We start from the raw sequence: 21,497 nt of genomic DNA, 5'->3' as shown, positions 1-21,497 counted from the left end.
CAAGATGAGATTTCCCAGTATGTAAGACCCCTGAAAGACGATCAGGTTGATAGGTTCGAGGTGGAAGTGCAGCAATGCATGCAGCTGACGAATACTAATCGGTCGAGGGCTTATCCTACGAACATTCGCTCGGATGTTCAACTTCGGACAAAATCAGCTAAACAAAACCTTCGCAAAGGTTCGTATCCAGTTTTCAGGGTGACATAAGTTCCTGAATTATACTGTTCCCTGATAGCTCAGTTGGTAGAGCACTCGACTGTTAATCGAGTTGTCACAGGTTCGAGTCCTGTTCGGGGAGCCATTCATCTGGAGAGCTGTCCGAGTGGTCGAAGGAGCACGATTGGAAATCGTGTAGGCGCTAACCGCGTCTCGAGAGTTCGAATCTCTCGCTCTCCGCCAGATATGGCCCGTTGGTCAAGTGGTTAAGACACCTCCCTTTCACGGAGGTAACAGGGGTTCGAGTCCCCTACGGGTCACCATTTTCTTTAAAAATTCTTCAAAAAAAGACTTGCATTGACACAAGTAAATGAGTTATAGTATTACTTGTCGCTCAACACGGAGGCTTAGCTCAGCTGGGAGAGCATCTGCCTTACAAGCAGAGGGTCGGCGGTTCGATCCCGTCAGCCTCCACCATTTAACTTCATAAGAAGTACCTTTTAATGACGCGGGGTGGAGCAGCTCGGTAGCTCGTCGGGCTCATAACCCGAAGGCCGCAGGTTCAAATCCTGCCCCCGCAACCAAAACAATTCGGTAGTACATACCGAGCATTAATAACGCGGAGCCGTGGTGTAGTGGCCCAACATGCCTGCCTGTCACGCAGGAGACCGCGGGTTCGAATCCCGTCGGCTCCGCCATTTCTTCAAAGTTCGGCTCGGTAGCTCAGTCGGTAGAGCAGAGGACTGAAAATCCTCGTGTCGGCGGTTCGATTCCGTCCCGAGCCACCATTTTTAAACTAGAAGTCCATATGCCGGTGTAGCTCAGTTGGTAGAGCAACTGACTTGTAATCAGTAGGTCGTGGGTTCGACTCCTATCGCCGGCACCATTATGGAGGATTAGCGAAGTGGCCAAACGCGGGAGACTGTAAATCTCTTCCTCACGGTTCGGTGGTTCGAATCCATCATCCTCCACCATTTAATCTTAGGGGCATAGTTTAAGGGTAGAACAACGGTCTCCAAAACCGTTGGTGTGGGTTCAATTCCTGCTGCCCCTGCCAATTAATTAGTTGTATGGCGATCGTGGCGAAGTGGTTAACGCACCGGTTTGTGGATCCGGCATTCGTGGGTTCAATTCCCATCGGTCGCCCCATAACAACTACAATGTACACTTATGCGTTGGGGATTAGCCAAGCGGTAAGGCAACGGACTTTGACTCCGTCATCCCTAGGTTCGAATCCTAGATCCCCAGCCATTTTATGCGGAAGTGGCTCAGCGGTAGAGCATCGCCTTGCCAAGGCGAGGGTCGCGGGTTCGATTCCCGTCTTCCGCTCCATCTTTTATGGCGCCATAGCCAAGTGGTAAGGCAGAGCTCTGCAAAAGCTTTACCCCCAGTTCGAGTCTGGGTGGCGCCTCCACAATTCTTTACTCTTTGAAATATGTGCCCTTAGCTCAGCTGGATAGAGCGTTTGACTACGAATCAAAAGGTCAGGAGTTCGAATCTCTTAGGGCACGCCATCAATTTGCCGGCGTGGCGGAATGGCAGACGCGCGCGACTCAAAATCGTGAGGGAAACCGTGGAGGTTCGAGTCCTCTCGCCGGCACCATATTGAATAAGACAACCTGTAGGATCTATGATCTTACAGGTTTTTTGTTGTATTACATGTATGATCGGTAATGCACTTGCCGACCGGTGAGTGAGAGACAAACGGTATAGCAGCTAAAGTCTTGGTCTGTACTGAATCCCTCAGAATGGACCATTTTGTCGTTCAGCCTTAAGGTCGGCGCATTCCCCGCCTGAGGTCCAGTAACAAAAACCGTCGCGAGTCCGTTTTGGAAACCGCTGAAACAACCTAGAATAAGAACATAAGCAAGAAACGAAACAAATGAATGAAGCAAGGCGTAATGAGAAGTACCAGCATTTAAACAATGAGAGGCGGTGACACAAACAATGAACGGAAAATCTGCATTAGGTGCAATTCTAGTCGTGATTGGCGCATTGATTGTCATGAAGTTTGTAGGTATCAATTTAAACTGGATTATCGGTCTAATCATGCCATTCATCTTGATCGGTCTTGGCGTGGTAGGTATTCGTAATAACAGCAAAATCATCGGCGGCATTCTGATCGTAGTCGGAGCTATTCTGCTGATGAGTAAATTAGCAGGATTGTTCGCACTGCTGCTCGCAGTAGGACTTATCGTATGGGGCGTCTCCTTATTCAAAAAACGTAGAAACAGTATCTAACGCTTGAACCACAAAGGATTATAGCAGTGGACGAAGGAGGCAAGAACGATGAGTATCATGCGGAGAGTGCGGGATATGACGGTTGCGACGCTGAATGAGCGTCTTGAGAAAGCAGAAGATCCCGTAAAGCTGATCGATCAGTTTCTCTGGTCGACAAGAGAAGAGATTATCGGAGCAGAGAAGCTCTATCAGCAATGCGCCGGTCATAACAATCATTTGAAAATGCAGTGGCTGCAGGCTGAGCAGTTGAAAGAAAAGCGGGAACAGCAAGCCATAATCGCGCTGAAGGCCGGCGAGGAGCAAGTGGCTCGCATCGCATTGATGGAGAAAGCGTCCAGCGAGGAACGCGCGTTGCAGTACCGTGAGCTTTATGATCAATCGCTGCAAAGCACGAGAGAATTGGAAGAACAGCTGCGCGAGCTGCGCAGTGAGTATCAAACGGTGTATGAGAAACGTGAGTATTTTGCCGCACGCATGGAATCGCTTCGCTTACAGCAGCGCATGAATGAGCGTTATTCAGGCAGCAGCGCATTTGGTTCGGCAGGACAACAGCCGAGCGGAATGTTCCGCAAGCTGGAAGACCGGATTTCGGATATGGAGCTGGAAGCACGCAGCTTGCGTGACCTACGTAAAGCAGGGCAAGAATTTATTGCTGAGGCGGGACATACGCTGCAGAACGTCATCGAACGTGAAATGGAGCAATTAAAACGTAAATTACAACAGGAAGGATGGAAGCCGTAATGAAGAAACTGTATCGTTCGCGCCGCGACAAGAAGCTCTTTGGCTTATGCGGCGGTTTAGCCGAAATGCTGAATGTTGATGCGACGCTGCTGCGGATTCTTCTGATCGTGGTGACCGTCTTTACAAGCGGTGCATTAATACTTGTCTATATTCTGGCTGGATTGGTTGTCCCGAAAGATCCGTACCACTATGGCGGATATGGACCGGGCGGTTATAACGGCGGCGGTAATTGGAATAACGGACCGCAAGGCGGCCATTACCCGGGACAGGATCATGGTTTTGGTTATAAGAGCTCGTACAACACACCGCCTCAGCCACCGGCTTCAGGCGGAGCAAATTGGCAGTCGCCGCCGGCGCAGTCGGCTTCTAATATAGATGCCATGATGGAAGATTTGGAGAAACGTGCATTGCGCAAAGAAATCGAAGAGCTTCGTGCTAAATTAGCGAAACATGAGAAGGGAGAGTTTTAACATGAGTATTTTCAAAAGAATGAAAGATATGACGAAGGCATCGTTACATGAGCTGCTTGATAAAATGGAAGATCCGGTTGTGATGCTTAATCAGTACTTGCGCGATATGGAGGCTGAGATCCATACGGCTGAGCTCACTGTAGCCAAACAAATGGCAAGTGAGCGCCGCATGAAGCAGCGCCTGGATGAGGCGGTACGCAGCGGTGCAGACCGTGAAGCGAAAGCGGAGACTGCACTTCGTGCAGGTCAAGAGGAATTGGCACGCAAGCTGCTGGAAGAGAAAATCTTCTTCGATCAGAAAACGGCGGAATACACAGAGATGCACGCTAGCGCGAAAACGCAAGCAGATGATCTCATGACGCAGCTGCACGGCATGAAAGATGAATACTACCAGCTTCGCAACAAACGCAATGAGCTGGCTGCCCGTGCCCAAATGGCGAAGGCGAAGAAACAAATGGCGCAAGTATCTGCTGTACATTCCATCGAAAGCGGCCACGCATCGCGCGGCTTCAGCCGGATGGAAGAGAAAATTATGCAATTGGAAGCTGAAGCAGATGTCATGCGTGTTCCATACGGCACATACAATGCACCCGCAACAGCAGCAGGTTCTGTAGACCCTGCCAAACAGCTTCAAATCGATGAGCAGCTGCAAGCGCTCAAGAACAAGCTAAACCCGCCTTCCGGCGAGTAAAGCGGAACGAAAGCATTCACAATAACCGTACTAAGCTACAAACAAGCCATACCTGGTCGATGCGCTATTCAGGCATCGACCACTGGCTTGTCTGCGGTTATACATAGATGAGGGGGTACCGCAGTGAAGGAAGAAGCGTCTTCGCCGAGATCGGAGGCTGAGAAGGATCGTTCTTCGAAGTCGATGACAGCACCGGCAACGACACCGGCAGCACAAAACCGCTTTCCGGTGTATCGGAATGAAGGATCGCCTTCAGCCATGCAAACGGAGAAACGAAGGAATGCAGCGGAAACCGTATTGTGGATACTCGTTATTCTCGGTTTAATTGTATTGGTTCTGCAAGGAACCGGTTATGTGAAGCTGTTTGCACTGCAAAGTAAAGCAGCGTTGATCGGGCTTACCGTAATCGCCCTCTCGCTCGTCCTTGCTACCGCGTATAGTTACTTGCAAAGCGTGAAGCTTCGGGAAGCGATGAAGAGGCTCACGGAACAGCAGCGCCGTAAACGTCAGCGGGTGACACTGCCTGACCAAGAAGGGCAGGCGCAGGCGCCTGAATCCTTCTCGGAAGAGGATGAGGCTTGGACGGAGCAGGTACGGTTCTCCGCAGTCATTGAGGAGCGGCAGCGGCTTGCGCGCGAACTCCATGATGCGGTTAGTCAACAGCTCTTCGCCATCTCCATGACCGCTACGGCGGTCAGCCGGACGATGGAGAAGGACTGGGAACGAGCGAAACGTCAGGTACAGCTCATTGAGGAGATGGCATCTGTAGCACAATCGGAAATGCGTGCTTTGCTGCTTCATTTGCGGCCGATCCATTTGGACGGCAAAAATCTGGGTCAAGCTCTGCACAGCTTAATCGATGAGCTGAAGCAGAAGGTGCCGATGGCGATTACGCTGGAGGCGGATCCAACGATCAAGCTGGATACGGAAGCAGAAGACCATTTGTTCCGCATCGCTCAGGAGGCGCTCTCCAATACACTCCGCCACTCCAAGGCAGAGCATCTCAATATCTATTTGCAGCACGCCGGAGCTTATGTACGGCTGACCTTGCAGGATGATGGAACCGGCTTTAACCTGGAGGAAAAGAAGCAAACCTCCTACGGATTATTAACGATGGAGGAGCGCGTCAATGTGCTCGGGGGCTCGTTAAAACTAATAACTTCACCGGGAAATGGCGTACTAATAGACATATGGGTGCCTGCGGCAGGGCATGATGGAGGAGGAATATCACCGAATGGAAGCGATCGAACGAATGGACAGCATCGAACAACCTATTAAAGTATTGCTCGTGGACGATCACGAAATGGTTCGTATCGGGCTTGCAGCTGTGCTGAATACAGAGGATGGCATTGAAGTCGTAGGGGAAGCAAGCAATGGGATGGAAGGAATCCGCCTGGCGCAAGCGTATCGGCCGGATGTCGTCTTGATGGATTTGGTGATGGAAGGCATGGATGGCGTCGAAACGACCCGCAAGCTCTTGGAGTTATATCCGGATTGCAAAGTAATCGTACTTACCAGTTACTTAGATGATGGCAAAATGTATCCGGTTATTGAAGCCGGAGCGTTCAGCTATTTGCTCAAAACGTCCCGTGCAAATGAAATTGCCGATGCGATCCGCGCTGCGGCAAGAGGGCAGTCCGTGCTGGAATCGCAGGTTGCCGCGAAGATGATGAACCGGTTCCGTCAGCCGAAGGCTGAGGCCGTTCGTCCTCTCCACGACCAGTTGACAGACCGGGAAATGGACGTGCTGAAATGCGTGGCAAAAGGGTTATCCAACCAAGAGATCGCCGAGGAGCTGTTCATCGGAATCAAGACGGTGAAGTTCCATGTCACGAATATTTTTGCGAAGCTTGGCGTGGATGATCGGACGCAGGCAGCTATATATGCGCATAAGCATGGATTAGCGGAGTAGTACTTAGAAATAAAAGGTCGTTTCCTGGATTTCAGGGAACGGCCTTTTTTGGCGGGAAAAGGGGTTGTCATAACGTTCTCCATTTCTTACGGAAGGCGAAGGGCGTCAGACCTTCCCGCGCTTTGAAGAGGTTAATGAAATGGCTGACATTGTCGATGCCGATTTCATCCGCAATGGCTGCGATGGATTGAGCGGTATATTGGAGCAGCTCTTTGGCTTTTACGATGCGGAGATAAATCAGGTAGTCATTCGGCGACATCCCGATATGTTTCTTGAACTCACGGGTGAAATGATATTTGCTCACTGCAAGTGACCTCGCCAAGTCATCCATCCGCAATCGTTCGGAGTAGCGACGTTCCATCTCGCGTACGGCATCGGCAATATAGGAGGGCATGGCGTCGGAATCGGAATCTCTGACATGAGCGGACAGGATCAGCTCGGTTGTTAATTCGGTCAACAGCTTGGAGGCCAGCAACTCTGTATGTACGGTTTTGTTCTCGTGGATATCGATTAGGGCTCGGATTTGCCCGAGAAGGGGTGATTGCTGCAGTAGTTGCAGTCGGGGATCGCCTTGCTGCGCATACAGCTCGTAGTAATGCTTGCTGGCCCAGCCATAGAAATGAACCCAAGCGAACTCCCAATGGTTATGCTCGGCCGTTCGATAATGCTGATGCGCCATACAGTCGATGAAGAACAGCGAATGAGGCTGTAAGCTGTAGGTTTGCCCGCCATACTCGAGCTGTCCCTCGCCGGAGACGGTGTAGAGGAGCAGATACGAAGGCAGATGCTGACGTTCTGTGAAGTACGGCGGATGCGTCCAAAAATAGCCGACTTCCTGCACATACATTAGCGCCGATCGGGCTGCAACACTGGGCGAAGTAATGAGACGGACGGAATCCGGAGTCCAGCTGTGAGAGGCATGCTCTGTATATTGCGGCATAGTCCACTTCCTTCGCAGCAGTCTATTTCCTCCATTATCCAATGCATTCGGAAAGATAGCAATATTCTGTTATTTTGAAGCAATATCGCGCGATGTTAGTTAATATCATACGAATTACAATGAATGTATAAATCTATTATTTATACATGGGAGGAAACGACGATGTCTTTGCTCACCCCTATCAAGCCAGCAAGAAAACCTCGCATCGGCTTATACTCGATCGGCCTGGAAGCTTACTGGCCGCAGTTTCCCGGTCTTCGAGAGCGGCTAACGGAGTACGGCAGCCATTTGGAGAAAAAGATGTCTCAGCATGGTGTAGTCTACAATTTCGGGCTGGTCGACTCGGAAGGCAAGGGGCGGCAGGCAGGGGAATGGTTCAATGAGAAGAACGTCGATCTTGTTTTCTGCCATGTAGCTACTTATTCCACGAGTTCGACGGTGCTGCCTGTCCATCAGTTCTGCAGCAAACCGGTGATCGTCTTGAATTTGCAGCCGACGGCGCGAATCAACTATGCGCGATCGACGACAGGCGAATGGCTCGCGCACTGCGTGGCTTGTCCGGTTCCTGAAATCTCGAATGCCTTCAACCGGGCCGGCATTCGCTTCCGCGTCATCAATGGGCTGCTTGGGCTCGACTATACACCGGCTATTTCATTGACGGATGAAGTAACTCAAGATCGGCCCGAGGCGATAAAGGCGCTGCGCGAGATCGAGGAATGGATTAAAGCGGCAGGCGTTGTTCGGACGCTGCGCCATGCGCGGTTTGGTTTTCTCGGGAATACGTACAGCGGGATGCTCGACATGTACAGCGATTTCGCGATGCTCCAAGCTCAGCTAGGGCTGCATGTGGAGGTGCTGGAGATGTGCGACCTCGATCGATTTCTGAAGGAAGTGACGCAGGAGGAGATTGAAGCAAAGCTTGAAGAAGTGGAAGAAATGTTTGAGATTAGCGGGGATTCCCCTTCGGATCCCATTGCCAAGAAACCAACCCGGGAGCAGCTGGAATGGTCGGCGAAGGTGGCGGTAGCGCAGGAAAAGCTGGTGCGTGCCTATGACTTGGACGCGCTCACGTACTATTATCACGGCCAGGACGGGAATGAGTACGAGAAGCTGCAGGCTGGTTTTATCGTTGGCCACTCCCTGTTAACCGCACGCGGAATTCCATGCTCAGGCGAAGGGGATATGAAGACAGCGATTGGGATGAAAATATGCGATATCCTCGGAACCGGCGGGAGTTTCTCCGAAATCGTTGTGGTTGATTATGAGGATGAAACGATTTTGCTCGGACATGACGGGCCGTTCCATATCGCAATCGCGAGCGAGAAACCGATCTTGCGCGGGATGGGGCTGTATCATGGGAAGAAAGGGACAGGGGTATCCGTAGAAGCGAAGGTGAAGCGGGGCTCCATAACCACACTGAATGTGACACAAACCGGCGACGGCAAACTGGCGCTGATTGCGAGTGAAGGTCAAGCGACAAATGGGGAAATCATGCAGATCGGCAATACGCAGACGCATGTGAAATTCGATCTTCATCCCGACGACTATATGGAGAAATGGTTTGCCGAAGCGCCGACGCATCATTGCGCGATTGCGGTCGGCAATCAAGCGGCTCAGTTCAAGAAAGTAGCGGAGCTGCTCCAGCTTCGTCATGTGACGTTGTGCAAAAACAAATAAAAGGAGTGAGCGGCGATGCAGCGGGTTTCTTTTATTTTGCAAATTGATGAGCGCGATCGCGAGGCGTATATCGAACGGCATCGGAATGTCGATCCGGAGCTGTTACAGGCCTTCGGGGAGGTCGGTATTCGAACGTACAGTATTTTCATCGACGGCGGCAGGCTGTTCGCTTATATGGAGGTAGAAGATTTCGAGCAGGCGATGCAGACGCTGAGTACGCATCCTGCGAACATTCGGTGGCAGCAGTTTATGGCGGATTTGCTGATAAAGCATGAGGATGGAAATATTGTACACGAGATTTCAGAGGCGTTTCATTATTCGAGGGATACAAAATAATGCGGCTGCTCCGAGAGTCAAGTTGACTTTCGGAGCAGCTTTTGCGTTAGAGGTGCGTGAGCAGATGATTATAGATGGCTGGGATATCGTTAATATCAAAGTGCGGGACATGGGGGAGTAAGCGTGGGTTGGCCTGCGGCCAGACGGCTGTCATGATGGGATTCGTCAGGGTAAGCAAAGACTCGTCCTCCGGTGAGCGAAGAAGAATTAGCTTGGGATAATGCTCCTGCTTAAAGCCTTCGACAAGCACGATATCGACATGCTGCATATGTGTAAGCAGAGCGGAAAGCGGCTCAGCGCGCGCGCTGATGATGGCAGTGCGGGCAGATGAGCTGATCGCGGTGATATCGGCGCCGGCTTCTTGATGCCGCCATGTATCGGTTCCCGGCGTATCCATCGTGAAGTCGTGGGCGTCATGTTTCGCGGTACCCACAGTATAGCCGGCTTGTTTTAACAGCTTCGTGAGTAGGGTGACCATGGTGGTTTTGCCGCTGTTTTTGTAGCCGACGATTTGAAGGACGAATGGGGTAGAGCGGCGAAGTGATTCGGCATGCATTGTCATGACGGGTACTCCTTGTTTCAGAATGGCTCGTTGCTTGTCGAGGTTAGGATGTTGCCTTGAGTATAACATAAGCGGTATCGCGGGTTTGCCTCATTCTGATACAATGGTGGGACAAGAGATCGAGTGAGTGGAGGAGAAGCATACGTGAAGCAGCCGCAGGGAGAGGCGCGTTATCGTAGACGCGCAGTCAAAGTGGAGGAAGCAATGCGGCTCGTGCTGGAAGCGGCTGTGCCGGGGCGGCGGGAGCTTGTCCCGCTGCGGCAAGCCGCAGGTCGGCGGCTGGCGGAGGCGATTACGGCGACGACGGACTGGCCGCCTTTTGCGCGATCCGGACTGGACGGCTTCGCCGTCCGCAGCGCGGATACGGCGTCGGCGTCGCCGAGTACACCGGCGACGCTGCGCGTTGTTAGTTCAGTTGCCGCGGGCGAGCTCGCCTCGGCTGCTGTTGCGCCGGGGACGGCCGTCCGCATTATGACGGGCGGACCGGTGCCCCCGGGGGCGGATGCCGTCGTCATGCTGGAGCAGACGGCGGACGCCTGGGATGAAGGGCTGCCGGCGGTGCACGTGAAACGCGCCGCCGAGCCCGGGCAGAACATCGCGCCCCGCGGCGAGGAGTTTCGCTGCGGCAGCGTCATTGCGGAGCCCGGCACGCGGCTGCGGCCGGGCCACGTCGCTCTGCTCGGCACGTTTGGCTACGCCGACGTGCCGGTGTATGCGCGCCCGCGCGTCGCGGTGCTGGCAACCGGCGCAGAGCTGCTGCCGGTTGAGGCGGCGCTCGCGCCGGGCTGCATCCGCGACAGCAACAGCGCCATGGTCGCCGCATTGGTGGAACAATGCGGCGGCGAAGCGCTGGTGCTGGCCCGCGTGCCAGACGAGCCGGAAGCTACGGCTCGTGCGCTTGCAGAAGCGCTGGCGCTGAGTGACCTCATCATCACAACCGGCGGCGTGTCGGTGGGAGATTATGATGTCATCGCGAGCCTGCTTCGCGGTATAGAGCCGACCGCCGGCGCGACCGAGTCGCCATCGCTTCCGCATACTGCGGCAGCCACCGGCGAAGCTCCGGCATTCATGCCGGCGGGCATAGCTCCGCTGCAAGCACAGCAATCCGTGTCAGCCACCGGCGAAGCTCCGGCGTTCATGCCGGCGGGCACAGCTCCGCTGCCCGAACCCGCACTTCCACAGGCCTCACGGCTGCTGTTCAACAAAGTGGCCATGCGGCCGGGCAGTCCGACCTCGGCGGCCGTCATCGACGGCAAGCTGCTGCTTGCGCTGTCGGGCAATCCCGGAGCGTGCTTCGTCGGCTTCGAACTATTCGCGAAGCCGGCCATTCAGCGCCTGCAAGGAGCGGGCGCGAACGAATCGCTGCCGAAGCAGGTGACGGCGAAGCTGGCGTCCCCTTTTGAGAAAGGCAGTCCGCACGAGCGATTCGTGCGCACCCGGCTCTTCTCCCGTGAGGGGATGCTCTACGCCGACCCGCTGGCGTTCGGCAAATCGAGCATGATGGCCTCCATCCCGGAGGCCGACGGACTCATTCGTCTGAAGGCGAGCCCTGAAGGAACGCCGGCCGACACGATCGTCGATATTATTCTGCTATAAACAAAACCCGCCATCATGAAAGCCGCGACATCAAAGTCGGCTCCACGACCGGCGGGTTTTATGGATCACATAAACGAGTTCACATACAGTCCGCCCAGCGGCAGCTGCAGGTACGACTTCGACGAAGCACCGTACAGCGTAAAAGACTGAAATCCGCCGGCCTTCGAACTAATCAAGGCCTCCGTCGGCAGGCCGGTAAAACGATCAAGCGCTTCTTTCAATCGCGAGGTTAAGCCGCTTCTGCCCGTTAGAAGCCGTCTCACTTCATCGGGCCGCGTCTGCATCGCGGTCTCGAGCTTCTCCTTATCCAACTTATAGCTGCCATCCGCAGCATGGGATAAGCCGATAACGCCAGAACCGGAGCTCTGTACGGCGTCTTCGATCCGATTCCGAAGCATCGGGTTCAAGTAGCCGGCCGCACCCTCATAGATGGATTGAAGCGTATTGACTTCATCGACAATCTCGCTGAGCTGCTTGGTTACCGCATCAACATTATGCTCCACCATTACGGTGAAGGCAGCAGGTGCATTCAGCTTCGCAAGCGGTACGGTTACTTTCCCTTGTTGCAGGGAAATGTCATTCGACGACGAATCAATGAAAGGTTCACCATTTACCTGATACCTCGCATCTGAAGCATTCACTGCAGGACGTCCAATCCCGCTGGCTGCAATAAGATCGCCGCGTTGATCTTTGATTTCGAAAGCAGACTGCTCACCGGTTTCATTCGCGGAGAGCTCTAATTTCACGGTACCGGTTGTCCGATCCTCCGGAACGGAAGCGGTCACGCCGAGCTTGGCGCTGTTTATGAGATCGCGGAGCTTGCCGAGCGTTTTTTCATTCGTTTCTCCGGGTCTAATGGTAATCGATAATGCATTCGTTTCATTCACTGCTTGGATGGTAAACGTATGTGTTCCTGCACCCATTATGGAGGGAGCATTCTTGGTCAAGGCAAAGCTTATGTTCTTCTGAGCCCGTGCCACAGCATCCACCTGAATGTCGTACCGGGAACATTCAGCACCGAAAGCTGCTTGTCCCGTCACGATATTGTTATCCACGTTATCCGATACAGTCACAATCCGATTGCCAAAAGCGGACTTATCCTTCATCATCATGTCCGTGACAGCAGCTTTTACCTTGTTTCCTTGAGCCAGCCACGCAGCCGAGCTTCCTGCGGCAGCCTTCAATGTTTCTTGGGCCTGTTTGGGCAAGCCGAAGCTGGCAATGGAGCTGAATAAATTCCCTGATCCCGTTGGGGCTTTCCGTTGTTGACGTGTGAATGGCCATGAATTGAAATTCGGGTACAGCGCATACCGTTCTATCGGAATGATGGGCTCTTGCGTCCTTCGTACGGTTCCGAATACAGCGGGTATAGCATACGGCATAACCATATCAATGCCCTCCGATCATATCTCAAACCTACTACCAGTTTAAATAAAATTTTCCAGTTTGTCGATCATCGATGTTTGTCGGCAGACAAAAAGCCCTTGCCTCGCAGCATACACCACACCAGGCTTCGGGCTTTAAAACGGCCGTTGTTAGATGAGTAGAAAAAGAAAAGCAAGAGCCGCCAAATCAAGGGCAAAAGCCCCTCCGAATGGCGAGTAACCGTAGCCATACCCATATCCATAGTACGGATCCCCATAATACGGATCGTACGGGTAATAAGCCTGCGTTTGTGCGGCTTCCTTCGGCTTAGCCTCCGTCACCGCTTTTTTGCTTCCTTTCTTGCTCTTCACCTTCGAATTCGTCACTTTGCCCTGCTGAGGCGGCTCGGCTTTCGAGCTGACATGCTTCAGAGCGCCGGCTTGTTCATTAAACATCAGTTTTCCGCCATGACACCGGCTAAGAATACCGTAGTGTCGCTGACCATCATGCGTAACGGCGCAAACGGCCATGCCGCAAAAGTTCTTAATATGATCCTCATGGAGCGGGTAAATTTGGTCCACTTTTATTTGATACCTCCCCCTGGGTTCTTGGATACAGTCTATTCACCTACAGGCATAAGCGTATGGTTATTTACCTAACGAGGAGTGAAATGATATGGCTACTTCCCGTCCCGAGGACAATATCGTCCCAAGCTTGCGACGTCCCAAACGCACCCCGAAGTGGGGCGTTCTGACCGCTCTGCTCGTGCTGCTGGCTGCCGGGCTGTGGAGTGCCAATTATGCCAACAACAAAGAGACTCCTATCACTACGGGAGAGCGGCTTCGGCATGATTTGGAGGCCGTGTGGAAGTGGAGTGGCAGTGAATACAAAGGAGGAATGGAGCAGGCAAACTGGACGTTCCGCTGGGACAGTGATTCCGATCGGAAGCAAGCCGAACATATAGCCGCTTCGCTTGGCTTTACGTTGTCTGCGAGCATGGATGGGAGTGAGCCTGTCGATATCATGGCATCTGCATCTAATGAAGCGGGACATATGAAGCTATGGATTCATTCCAAGCCAAGCCAAGAAGAGCAGTCCGGCGACAAGCCGTTTGAGCTTGTTCTGCTGCTGAATACAGATCCGGGCACGAGCCGAACTGCAATGACAGAGATGATTGACGAAGTGGAGCGGGCAACAGAGGGACTTGATCTTGTTATCCATGGTGGATTTACGGTTCGCGGTATACCGGTCCGTGAAGGCGGTGCTGCGCGAATTGCGGCCTTAGCCGCTGCCAAGGAGATGGAATCGTATAACGACGGTCATACGGAGAGCATCACGTATTTCAGCGAAGCGTTGCAAAGCAGCGTACTGAGCGGCTCCGCGAAAGTGAATCTGCAGTTGGCCGAATCATCCGCAGCAGCGGGGGAAAGCGGGGAATTAATCGTCGGAGTGCCTTTAATTACGGGGGATTATTCGCTGCCGAATAACTAGAAGTTTGGAAACCGATTCGTTTTTTTTATCTTTGCATGAATAGCATCTATGGCCTCAATATGCTAAACTACATAACATGATCTTACCAATCGTTGTATGAAAATACATAAGAGAGAATGAGGGAAATGACCGAAGTGAGCAAACATGAATCAGTTGCCGCAGAGGGTGCGGTTTATTATTTATTTGGAGCTACAGGAGATTTGGCGCGTAGGAAACTGTTTCCTGCGCTATTCAGCTTATATAAAGAAGGCAAGCTGGCCGAGGATTTCGCCGTAGTAGGACTTGCCCGCAGACCGCGGACGAATGAGCAGTTCAGAGCTGACGTGTATGAATCGATCAGCGAGTTTTCGCGTTACAAATCGGACGATGCCGCGCTTTGGAACCGGTTCGCCGAGCATTTCGTATACATGTCCCTCGACATTAATAATGTAGACGGATTCCGGGAGCTGGCCCGCTTGTCGCAGGGGCTGGATGAGAAATTCAACATTCCGGGCAACCGCTTGTTCTACTTGGCGCTGGCACCGAACTTGTTCGGACCGGTTTCTTTCAACCTGCGCGACGGCGGCTTGCTGGAATCTGCGGGCTGGAACCGTCTTGTTATCGAGAAGCCGTTCGGTTATGATCTCGAATCAGCGCGCAAGCTGAACAGTCAGCTTAGCCAAGTGTTCAAGGAAGAGGAGATCTACCGGATCGATCACTACTTGGGCAAGGAAATGGTGCAAAACATTGAGGTGCTCCGTTTCTCCAACGCATTTTTTGAGCCATTGTGGAACAATAAACATATCGCTAATGTGCAAATCACGCTTTCCGAGACCGTAGGCGTGGAAGAGCGCGGCGGTTATTACGATAAGTCCGGCGCACTTCGCGATATGGTTCAGAACCATATGATGCAAATGCTGGCGATGATTGCAATGGAGCCGCCAAGCAGGCTGCATCCGGAAGATATCCGCGACGAAAAGGTGAAAGCACTGCGTTCCCTGCGTCCGTTCTCGTCGGCGGGCGAAGTGAGTCAGCATGTCATTCGCGGTCAATATGACGAGGGTTCGGCGAAAGACAAACCGCTTAGCGGCTATCGCCAAGAGGATTCCGTTAATCCGGAATCGACCACCGAGACGTATTTTGCAGCTCGCGTGTTCCTCGATAATTTCCGCTGGGCAGGTGTTCCGTTCTATATTCGTACGGGCAAACGCCTTCCGGTCAAAACAACCGAGGTAGTGATTGAGTTCAAGAACGTGCCGGACAATATCTTGTTCGCGCGTCGTCATGATCTGGCACCAAACCTGCTTGTCATCCGCGTCAATCCGATGGAAGGCATTTATATCAAGATCAATGCGAAAAAGCCGGGCGTCGACAATGTCGTACAGCCGGTTTCGATGGAATTCTGCCAAAGCTGCATGATCGGCATCAATACGCCGGAAGCATATGAGCGCTTAATCTATGATGCGGCTCGCGGCGAATCAACCTACTTCACTCGTTGGGATGAGGTTGCACAGGCGTGGTCCTTCGTGGATCGCATCGCTGACGCATGGCGTGAAGACAGCTCCGATCTTCAGCTCTATCCCGCAGGCTCGTGGGGACCGGCGCGCACGGATGAACTCCTTGCACAAGACGGCTTCCACTGGTGGCCGGTAAACGGGCAAGCTGAGGATAACGTGATTTGGATCTCCGGCGGACCGAAATGATTGCATGCAAGACGGTATAGGAGACGTTGACCATGTTTAAAATTTACGATATTTCGATGACGATCGATCCGTCGATGCAAGTGTATAAGAATAAAGAAACGAAGCTTCCGAAGATCACGAATGTGTCCAACCACGATAACGGGCAGGCTGTCTACGAATCCCGTCTTGATATGGATGTTCACTGCGGTACGCATGTGGATGCCCCCCTGCATATGCTGAAAGATGGCGAGACGATTGAAACGATCGGTCTGGAGCAGCTCATAGGCTATGCTCGCGTCGTCGATTTGACGCATTGTGAGGTCTGCATCACGCTCGCAGATTTGGAGCCGCTTCACCTGCAGCGCAATGAGTGGGTACTGTTCAAGACTCGCAACTCGTTCTCGGAAGCATTTGATTTCAACTTTGTCTTCCTGCGCGAAGACGGCGCTCGTTATTTAGTGGAACTCGGTATCCGCGGTTTGGGTACGGACGCACTCGGCATCGAGCGCGCACAGCCGGAATATCCGACGCATCGCGCTCTGTTTCGCAATAATATCATTATTGTCGAAGGATTGCGTTTGAAGGATGTCACGCCAGGCAACTATTTTATGGCCATTGCGCCGCTTAAGCTTACGGGGCTGGACGCTGCTCCCGCCCGGGCTTTCTTGATCGGCGGCATGTAAAGGACGAAGGGAACTATCATGAGTAAAACAATGACCGATGAGATTAAACAAGAAGTTGAGAAAAGGCGTACATTCGCCATCATCTCTCACCCCGATGCGGGAAAAACGACGCTAACGGAGAAGCTCCTTCTATTCGGAGGCGCCATTCGTGAAGCGGGTACGGTTAAAGCGCGGAAGGCAAGCCGCCATGCGACGAGCGACTGGATGGAAATCGAGAAGCAGCGGGGAATCTCCGTTACGTCTTCCGTCATGCAGTTCGACTATAGCGGTCATCGCGTTAACATTCTCGATACGCCGGGTCACCAAGATTTCAGTGAAGATACGTACCGTACGCTGACTGCAGCCGACAGCGCCGTCATGCTTATCGACGTCGCGAAAGGCGTCGAGGCACAGACGATTAAACTGTTCCAAGTATGCAGCAAGCGCGGTATTCCAATCTTCACCTTCATCAACAAGCTCGACCGCGAAGGCCAAAGTCCATTTGAATTAATGGAAGAGCTGGAGCGCGTGCTTGGTATTCGGGCGGTTCCGATGAACTGGCCAATCGGGATGGGACGCGAGCTTTGCGGCGTATACGACCGGATGAAGAACCAAGTGGAGCTGTTCCAAGGCAATGACCATTCCACGATTGAAGTCGTGAAGGTAAAGGATTATAACGATCCTCATATCCGCGAGATGGCGGGCGACTTCTTGACGGATCAATTGATTCAAGACCTGGAGCTTCTTGATGTCGCAGGGGATCAGTTCGATTACGAGAAAGTCCGTGCAGGCGAATTGACCCCGCTGTTCTTCGGCAGTGCGGTCAACAACTTCGGCGTGCAGACGTTCTTGGAGAACTTCCTGCAGCTTGCGCCATCGCCGACGCCGCGTCAGAGCACGAGCGGTCCGGTCGATCCGATGAGCGAGAAGTTCACAGGTTATGTCTTCAAAATCCAAGCGAATATGAACCCGGCCCACCGCGACCGGATTGCGTTTCTGCGCATTTGCTCCGGCCGTTTCGAACGGGGCATGAGCGTTCGCCATGTACGTAACGGCAAGGATATCAAGCTTGCGCAGCCGCAGCAATTTCTGGCGCAGGACCGGGATATCGTAGAAAATGCTTATCCGGGCGATATTATCGGCTTGTTCGATCCGGGCATCTTCCGCATCGGCGATTCCTTGTCACAAGGCGGCGACGTCGTGTTCGACGAATTGCCGACCTTCTCGCCGGAGCTGTTTGCGAAAGTTACCGTGAAGAACGCACTTAAGCATAAGCAATACCAGAAGGGGATCGACCAGCTGACCGAAGAAGGAACGATTCAAGTGTTCCATTCCACGGGCAACTTCGATGAAACCATTCTTGGCGTTGTCGGACAGCTGCAATTCGAGGTGTTCGAGCATCGGATGCGTTCGGAATACGGCGTCGACATTCAGCTGCACCGGATGCAATTCCAGTTTGCCCGCTGGATCGTCGATGACAAGATCGATCCTTCCAAGTACCGGATTAATTCCACGCTGGTGAAGGATAAGAAAGATAATTACGTTGCGCTGTTCGAGAATGAATATGCGATGCGTACCGCAATGGATAAGAATCCAACCTCCAAGTTCTTGGAGATGGCTCCTTAATGAATAAAGAAAAGACCTCAATTCCGTTTATTTGCTAACGGCGTTGAGGTCTTTTTGCGTCAGTCGATCAAATCGGGAATAGGACGTCCGGCCAGCTGCTCCATCCGGCGATGATGCTCGATGGCGGCCAGAATTTCCTGCTTCACGCCTTCATTGTAGGAGCGAATCATCCCGGGAAGAAGGAACAGATCTACGATTACCCATACAAAAAGGGCGACTCCTGAAAGGATGCATAGCATTATTGCCAGGATGCTGAAAGAGGATGTAGAGGAAACGGCTGAAGAAATGGCGCCGACGAAGTAGAAGAGTACCGCAGCTATGAAGAGGAGGAGCTGTGCAATACCTGAGCCTATACGTTTCAGATAGAAGCGATGCAGCCCAAGATGGCCGCCGAGCAGCATCAGATAGGCAACGGCCGGGGATTTCTCGGCCCCGCGCAGCTCAGAATTCAGGATAAGCAGCTCACTTAAGGTCAAGTCATGTTTGGTAAGCATGCGCTTCTACTGCTCCTTTGCTTAACGTCTCATCGCATTATTGAAATGCTTCTGTCCGAGCAGCTCATCTATAATTCGACCTTCGACGCGCTGATTCTCTTCTTTCACCATTCCATGGAGCAGGAAGGCATCAATTAATACCCAAATGGCCGACACGATGTATCCGATAATCGTAATCGTTAATATCAGCTGGGCAACGGCTGAACCCGTCTTCTTCATGTAGAAGCGATGAGCGCCGAAGCTGCCAAGGAAGAACCACAGAATATAGGCGACAAGCATGTTTTTACCCTGATTCCTTACTTCTTGATCGAGAAGCAGCAGCTCGCGAGCGTCCAGTTGGCTCTTCTGGGCGATGTTATAATGCATGAATAGGAGTCCCCTTTGTCATAAATTGTTAGAAATTAGACTTCATTAGTATAATGCAGCATTCAAGAATCGGGCAAGGAATAACCAGGAAATTTTTCAAGCGCCAGCCTTGTAAAAGGATTGACAGGTAACCGCTTGCATGAGAAAATGTACGCGTGTACATTGGATGATTACCTTGGATGGGAGGAAGGACTTATCCGTAAAAAAGTCGCTGAATTAGCAGGAGTGTCGGAAGCGACGGTATCGCGTGTGCTGAACGGCGCCGGGACAGTGAAGGATGAAACGGCTAAACGGGTCGTGGATGCCGCCAAGCAGCTGGGGTATGTGCCAAGCGCGCTCGCACAGCGGTTTGCGCTGCGCAGAAGCGGAAATCTCGGCGTTATTCTGCCGCTATTGCCTAAGGTGAATCTCTTCTCGACTTATTACTTCTCCGAAGTATTGAGCGGGATCGGGGTTACGGCCAAGCAGCGCGGGTATGATTTGCTGCTCTTGTTTCGGGAGGCTGACGAGCCGCGTGATTATGCGAATCTGTTTCGGACGCAGAAGATTGACGGGTGCATCATACTGGGCGCTCAAGATGTGCCGACGGAACGTGAAGCGCTTGCCGAGCTCAAGGAAGGGCAGCATCCCTTCTGCCTCGTTAATCAGCGCTTTGAGGGAGAAGCCTTCAACACGGTGGATGCCGATCAGCGAATGGGGAGCCGTCATGCGGCCAGACATCTTCTGCAGCAAGGCTTCCGGAAGATCTGTTTTCTCAATGGCCCGGCGGAATACTCGAACAGTTTGGATCGGTTGAAGGGCTATCAGCAGGCGCTCATTGAAGCGCAGGTGACTTTCCAAGCCGAGCATGTGCTGATCGGGAATTATAGCCGCAAGAGCGGCTACCAGCAGGCTGTAAAGGTGGCGGAGCTTATTCGCAGCGGTGACGTCGATGCGGTGATTGCCGCGAATGACCGTATGGCGATCGGGCTCATGCAAGGGCTTAAAGAGCTCGGGATACGCGTAGGCGAGGACGTTGCGCTTGTTGGCTGTGACGATTCCGATGTCTCGCGGATGACGGAGCCGCCGCTTACCTCCATTCGTGTTCCGTTCTATGAAGTTGGCTGCGAGGCGGCGTCCCGCCTGCTTGACATGATGACGGAGACCGAACCATCTTCCCCTTTTGAAGTTAAGCTGCCTGTAAAGTTGATTGAAAGGGCTTCCTCCAAGACAACGAGAACGACGACAACCTAACGTGATGCATAGGTGACCCTATCGGTTTCACGCTTAATAATTGAGGAAGTTTCACCGCATTGCTAACCTAATTTTATGAGAGGTGGAACCAAACGATGAGCACTATTCGAGTAGGAATGATTGGTTACAAATTTATGGGCAAAGCCCACAGCAATGCCTATAGAGCACTTCCGATGTTCTTCCCGAAAGTGATTCGCCCGCAAATGGCGGTTATTTGCGGTCGGGATGCAGCCGGCCTGGAGCTGGCTCGCGAGCAGTTTGGCTGGGAAAGCGCAGAGACGGACTGGCGTAAGCTTGTTACGCGCGACGACATCGATTTGATCGATATCAATGCGCCGAGCGATGCGCATAAGGAGATTGCGATTGCTGCTGCGGAAGCGGGCAAGCATATCTTCTGCGAGAAGCCGCTTGCCCTTAATCTGGCGGATTCCATCGAGATGCTGAATGCGGCTGAGAAAGCCGGCGTGAAGCATATGGTTGGCTTCAACTACCGGTTTGCTCCGGCTGTACAGCTCGCTAAGAAGCTGGTTGCCGATGGCCGCATCGGTGAAATCTATCATTTCCGCGGCTTCTTCCTGCAGGACTGGATCGTAGATCCGCAGTTCCCGCTCGTATGGCGTCTGCAGAAGGAAATTGCCGGCTCCGGCTCGCATGGAGACCTCGGCGCGCATGTCATCGATATGGCTCGTTTCCTCGTGGGCGAATTCCAAGAAGTGATCGGGATGAGCGAAACGTTCGTGAAGGAGCGTCCTCTGCCAACGGCTACGCTCGGCCTAAGCGGCCTTAGTGCCAAAGGCGACACAGATGCGCCTCGCGGACAGGTAACGGTAGATGACGCGACCTTGTTCCTGGCTCGTTTTGCAAACGGAGCGCTCGGCAGCATCGAAGCAACGCGCTTCGCGCCGGGCCATCGTTGTACGAATTCGTTTGAAATCAACGGCAGCAAAGGCAGCATCAAGTTTGATTTTGAGCGCGTGAATGAGCTTGAAGTGTACTTTACGGATGATGCTGCGGACGTTCAAGGCTTCCGGCGCGTGATTGCAACGGATGCTCCGCATGCCTACAGCGAGGCTTGGTGGCCTGCGGGACATACGATTGGTTACGAGCATACCTTCACGCATGAGATGCACGAGTTTATGCTGGCACTGGCCGAAGACCGTCAGCCTGTTCCGAACTTCGTAGACGGCGTAGAATGCCAGGCTGTTCTGGAAGCTGTCGATAAGTCGATTGCCGAACGCCGCTGGGTCGCGATTTCGGAATTAAGATAAAGAGAACGA

Annotated in this window: 21 protein-coding genes, 16 tRNA genes and 1 rRNA gene; 32 read left to right on the top strand and 6 right to left on the bottom strand. The window is 52.8% G+C overall.

All coding sequences use genetic code 11. The annotated features are described in order from the left end of the window. The 23 genes from I8J30_RS24845 to I8J30_RS24735 all read left to right on the top strand — a co-directional run. Positions 1-118 (top strand): 23S ribosomal RNA (locus I8J30_RS24845); the annotation flags it as partial. A 107-nt stretch (positions 119-225) separates the two neighbouring features. Next, positions 226-301: transfer RNA gene (locus I8J30_RS24840), tRNA-Asn, on the top strand. A gap of 7 nt (positions 302-308) precedes the next feature. Further along, a tRNA-Ser gene (locus I8J30_RS24835) sits at positions 309-399 on the top strand. Positions 400-404: 5 nt separating this feature from the next. Further along, a tRNA-Glu gene (locus tag I8J30_RS24830) sits at positions 405-479 on the top strand. A gap of 78 nt (positions 480-557) precedes the next feature. Then, positions 558-633 (top strand) — tRNA-Val (locus I8J30_RS24825). A gap of 30 nt (positions 634-663) precedes the next feature. Then, positions 664-740: transfer RNA gene (locus I8J30_RS24820), tRNA-Met, on the top strand. Positions 741-777: 37 nt separating this feature from the next. Continuing rightward, positions 778-854, top strand: a tRNA-Asp gene (locus tag I8J30_RS24815). A 14-nt stretch (positions 855-868) separates the two neighbouring features. Further along, positions 869-944, top strand: a tRNA-Phe gene (locus I8J30_RS24810). A gap of 22 nt (positions 945-966) precedes the next feature. Next, positions 967-1,042, top strand: a tRNA-Thr gene (locus I8J30_RS24805). 4 nt (positions 1,043-1,046) lie between these two features. After that, positions 1,047-1,130, top strand: a tRNA-Tyr gene (locus I8J30_RS24800). 9 nt (positions 1,131-1,139) lie between these two features. After that, positions 1,140-1,213 (top strand) — tRNA-Trp (locus tag I8J30_RS24795). A 16-nt stretch (positions 1,214-1,229) separates the two neighbouring features. Next, positions 1,230-1,305: transfer RNA gene (locus I8J30_RS24790), tRNA-His, on the top strand. 27 nt (positions 1,306-1,332) lie between these two features. Then, positions 1,333-1,407, top strand: a tRNA-Gln gene (locus I8J30_RS24785). A 6-nt stretch (positions 1,408-1,413) separates the two neighbouring features. Continuing rightward, positions 1,414-1,488 (top strand) — tRNA-Gly (locus I8J30_RS24780). Positions 1,489-1,496: 8 nt separating this feature from the next. Next, positions 1,497-1,570 (top strand) — tRNA-Cys (locus I8J30_RS24775). A 23-nt stretch (positions 1,571-1,593) separates the two neighbouring features. Beyond that, positions 1,594-1,670 (top strand) — tRNA-Arg (locus I8J30_RS24770). A 7-nt stretch (positions 1,671-1,677) separates the two neighbouring features. Next, positions 1,678-1,759 (top strand) — tRNA-Leu (locus tag I8J30_RS24765). Between the two features lie 344 nt (positions 1,760-2,103). Further along, the gene (locus I8J30_RS24760) at positions 2,104-2,397 is read left to right on the top strand and encodes a LiaF transmembrane domain-containing protein (protein WP_210662722.1); all 294 of its coding nucleotides are present in this window, start codon (positions 2,104-2,106) and stop codon (positions 2,395-2,397) included. A 48-nt stretch (positions 2,398-2,445) separates the two neighbouring features. Then, a complete protein-coding gene (locus I8J30_RS24755) occupies positions 2,446-3,138 on the top strand; it encodes a PspA/IM30 family protein (RefSeq protein WP_210662720.1) in 693 nt (230 codons plus the stop codon). After that, complete coding sequence (locus I8J30_RS24750) at positions 3,138-3,608, top strand: PspC domain-containing protein (protein WP_210662718.1); 471 nt, start codon at positions 3,138-3,140, stop codon at positions 3,606-3,608. The genes I8J30_RS24755 and I8J30_RS24750 overlap by 1 nt, the downstream gene beginning before the upstream one ends. Position 3,609: 1 nt before the next feature. Continuing rightward, positions 3,610-4,299: a PspA/IM30 family protein gene (locus I8J30_RS24745; protein WP_210662716.1), complete on the top strand. Its 690-nt coding sequence runs from the start codon at positions 3,610-3,612 to the stop codon at positions 4,297-4,299. Between the two features lie 123 nt (positions 4,300-4,422). Continuing rightward, the gene (locus tag I8J30_RS24740; RefSeq protein ID WP_338044939.1) at positions 4,423-5,577 is read left to right on the top strand and encodes a sensor histidine kinase; all 1,155 of its coding nucleotides are present in this window, start codon (positions 4,423-4,425) and stop codon (positions 5,575-5,577) included. Continuing rightward, positions 5,534-6,211: a response regulator gene (locus I8J30_RS24735; protein WP_210662714.1), complete on the top strand. Its 678-nt coding sequence runs from the start codon at positions 5,534-5,536 to the stop codon at positions 6,209-6,211. Before I8J30_RS24740 ends, I8J30_RS24735 begins: the two co-directional genes overlap by 44 nt. Before the next feature lie 67 nt (positions 6,212-6,278). Here the strand turns inward: I8J30_RS24735 and I8J30_RS24730 are convergent, their stop codons facing one another. Next, positions 6,279-7,151, bottom strand: coding sequence for an AraC family transcriptional regulator (locus tag I8J30_RS24730; RefSeq protein ID WP_210662712.1), 873 nt, complete (start codon positions 7,149-7,151; stop codon positions 6,279-6,281). A 162-nt stretch (positions 7,152-7,313) separates the two neighbouring features. Between I8J30_RS24730 and I8J30_RS24725 the strand changes: the two genes are divergently transcribed. After that, positions 7,314-8,828: an L-fucose/L-arabinose isomerase family protein gene (locus tag I8J30_RS24725; protein ID WP_240548352.1), complete on the top strand. Its 1,515-nt coding sequence runs from the start codon at positions 7,314-7,316 to the stop codon at positions 8,826-8,828. Positions 8,829-8,843: 15 nt separating this feature from the next. Then, positions 8,844-9,164 (top strand): L-rhamnose mutarotase, encoded by a 321-nt coding sequence (locus I8J30_RS24720; protein ID WP_210662711.1) that lies wholly within the window; start codon positions 8,844-8,846, stop codon positions 9,162-9,164. A gap of 46 nt (positions 9,165-9,210) precedes the next feature. Here I8J30_RS24720 and mobB read toward each other — a convergent pair whose 3' ends face one another. Continuing rightward, complete coding sequence (mobB, locus tag I8J30_RS24715; RefSeq protein ID WP_240548351.1) at positions 9,211-9,726, bottom strand: molybdopterin-guanine dinucleotide biosynthesis protein B; 516 nt, start codon at positions 9,724-9,726, stop codon at positions 9,211-9,213. Between the two features lie 204 nt (positions 9,727-9,930). On the opposite strand from mobB, the gene I8J30_RS24705 reads away from it, so the two are divergent. Continuing rightward, positions 9,931-11,322, top strand: a complete 1,392-nt coding sequence (locus I8J30_RS24705; RefSeq protein WP_240548363.1) for a molybdopterin molybdotransferase MoeA — start codon at positions 9,931-9,933, stop codon at positions 11,320-11,322. Positions 11,323-11,387: 65 nt separating this feature from the next. Here the strand turns inward: I8J30_RS24705 and fliD are convergent, their stop codons facing one another. After that, the gene (gene fliD / locus I8J30_RS24700; RefSeq protein WP_210662705.1) at positions 11,388-12,710 is read right to left on the bottom strand and encodes a flagellar filament capping protein FliD; all 1,323 of its coding nucleotides are present in this window, start codon (positions 12,708-12,710) and stop codon (positions 11,388-11,390) included. 147 nt (positions 12,711-12,857) lie between these two features. After that, the gene (locus I8J30_RS24695; protein WP_210662703.1) at positions 12,858-13,268 is read right to left on the bottom strand and encodes a hypothetical protein; all 411 of its coding nucleotides are present in this window, start codon (positions 13,266-13,268) and stop codon (positions 12,858-12,860) included. A gap of 94 nt (positions 13,269-13,362) precedes the next feature. On the opposite strand from I8J30_RS24695, the gene I8J30_RS24690 reads away from it, so the two are divergent. The 4 genes from I8J30_RS24690 to I8J30_RS24675 all read left to right on the top strand — a co-directional run bounded on the left by I8J30_RS24690 (position 13,363) and on the right by I8J30_RS24675 (position 18,127). Next, positions 13,363-14,178 carry a YwmB family TATA-box binding protein gene (locus I8J30_RS24690; RefSeq protein ID WP_210662701.1) on the top strand — a complete coding sequence of 272 codons (816 nt, stop codon included), beginning with the start codon at positions 13,363-13,365 and terminating at the stop codon, positions 14,176-14,178. A 125-nt stretch (positions 14,179-14,303) separates the two neighbouring features. Beyond that, complete coding sequence (gene zwf, locus I8J30_RS24685; protein WP_210662699.1) at positions 14,304-15,860, top strand: glucose-6-phosphate dehydrogenase; 1,557 nt, start codon at positions 14,304-14,306, stop codon at positions 15,858-15,860. A gap of 32 nt (positions 15,861-15,892) precedes the next feature. Then, complete coding sequence (locus I8J30_RS24680) at positions 15,893-16,522, top strand: cyclase family protein (RefSeq protein ID WP_210662697.1); 630 nt, start codon at positions 15,893-15,895, stop codon at positions 16,520-16,522. A gap of 18 nt (positions 16,523-16,540) precedes the next feature. Continuing rightward, positions 16,541-18,127: a peptide chain release factor 3 gene (locus tag I8J30_RS24675; RefSeq protein ID WP_091212250.1), complete on the top strand. Its 1,587-nt coding sequence runs from the start codon at positions 16,541-16,543 to the stop codon at positions 18,125-18,127. Between the two features lie 59 nt (positions 18,128-18,186). Here I8J30_RS24675 and I8J30_RS24670 read toward each other — a convergent pair whose 3' ends face one another. Together I8J30_RS24670 and I8J30_RS24665 are read right to left on the bottom strand one after the other, a co-directional pair. Further along, the gene (locus I8J30_RS24670; protein WP_210662695.1) at positions 18,187-18,621 is read right to left on the bottom strand and encodes an NINE protein; all 435 of its coding nucleotides are present in this window, start codon (positions 18,619-18,621) and stop codon (positions 18,187-18,189) included. A 21-nt stretch (positions 18,622-18,642) separates the two neighbouring features. After that, positions 18,643-18,987, bottom strand: coding sequence for a TM2 domain-containing protein (locus tag I8J30_RS24665; protein ID WP_210662693.1), 345 nt, complete (start codon positions 18,985-18,987; stop codon positions 18,643-18,645). A 147-nt stretch (positions 18,988-19,134) separates the two neighbouring features. Here I8J30_RS24665 and I8J30_RS24660 point away from each other — a divergent pair, with 147 nt between their 5' ends. Beyond that, positions 19,135-20,220, top strand: a complete 1,086-nt coding sequence (locus I8J30_RS24660; protein ID WP_210662732.1) for a LacI family DNA-binding transcriptional regulator — start codon at positions 19,135-19,137, stop codon at positions 20,218-20,220. Between the two features lie 95 nt (positions 20,221-20,315). Continuing rightward, complete coding sequence (locus I8J30_RS24655; RefSeq protein ID WP_210662691.1) at positions 20,316-21,488, top strand: Gfo/Idh/MocA family protein; 1,173 nt, start codon at positions 20,316-20,318, stop codon at positions 21,486-21,488. Positions 21,489-21,497: the final 9 nt, after the last annotated feature.

The sequence above is a fragment of the Paenibacillus lignilyticus genome (assembly GCF_017942085.1).
GTDB lineage: Bacteria > Bacillota > Bacilli > Paenibacillales > Paenibacillaceae > Paenibacillus_Z > Paenibacillus_Z lignilyticus.
This window is presented reverse-complemented; position numbering and strand designations above follow the sequence as displayed.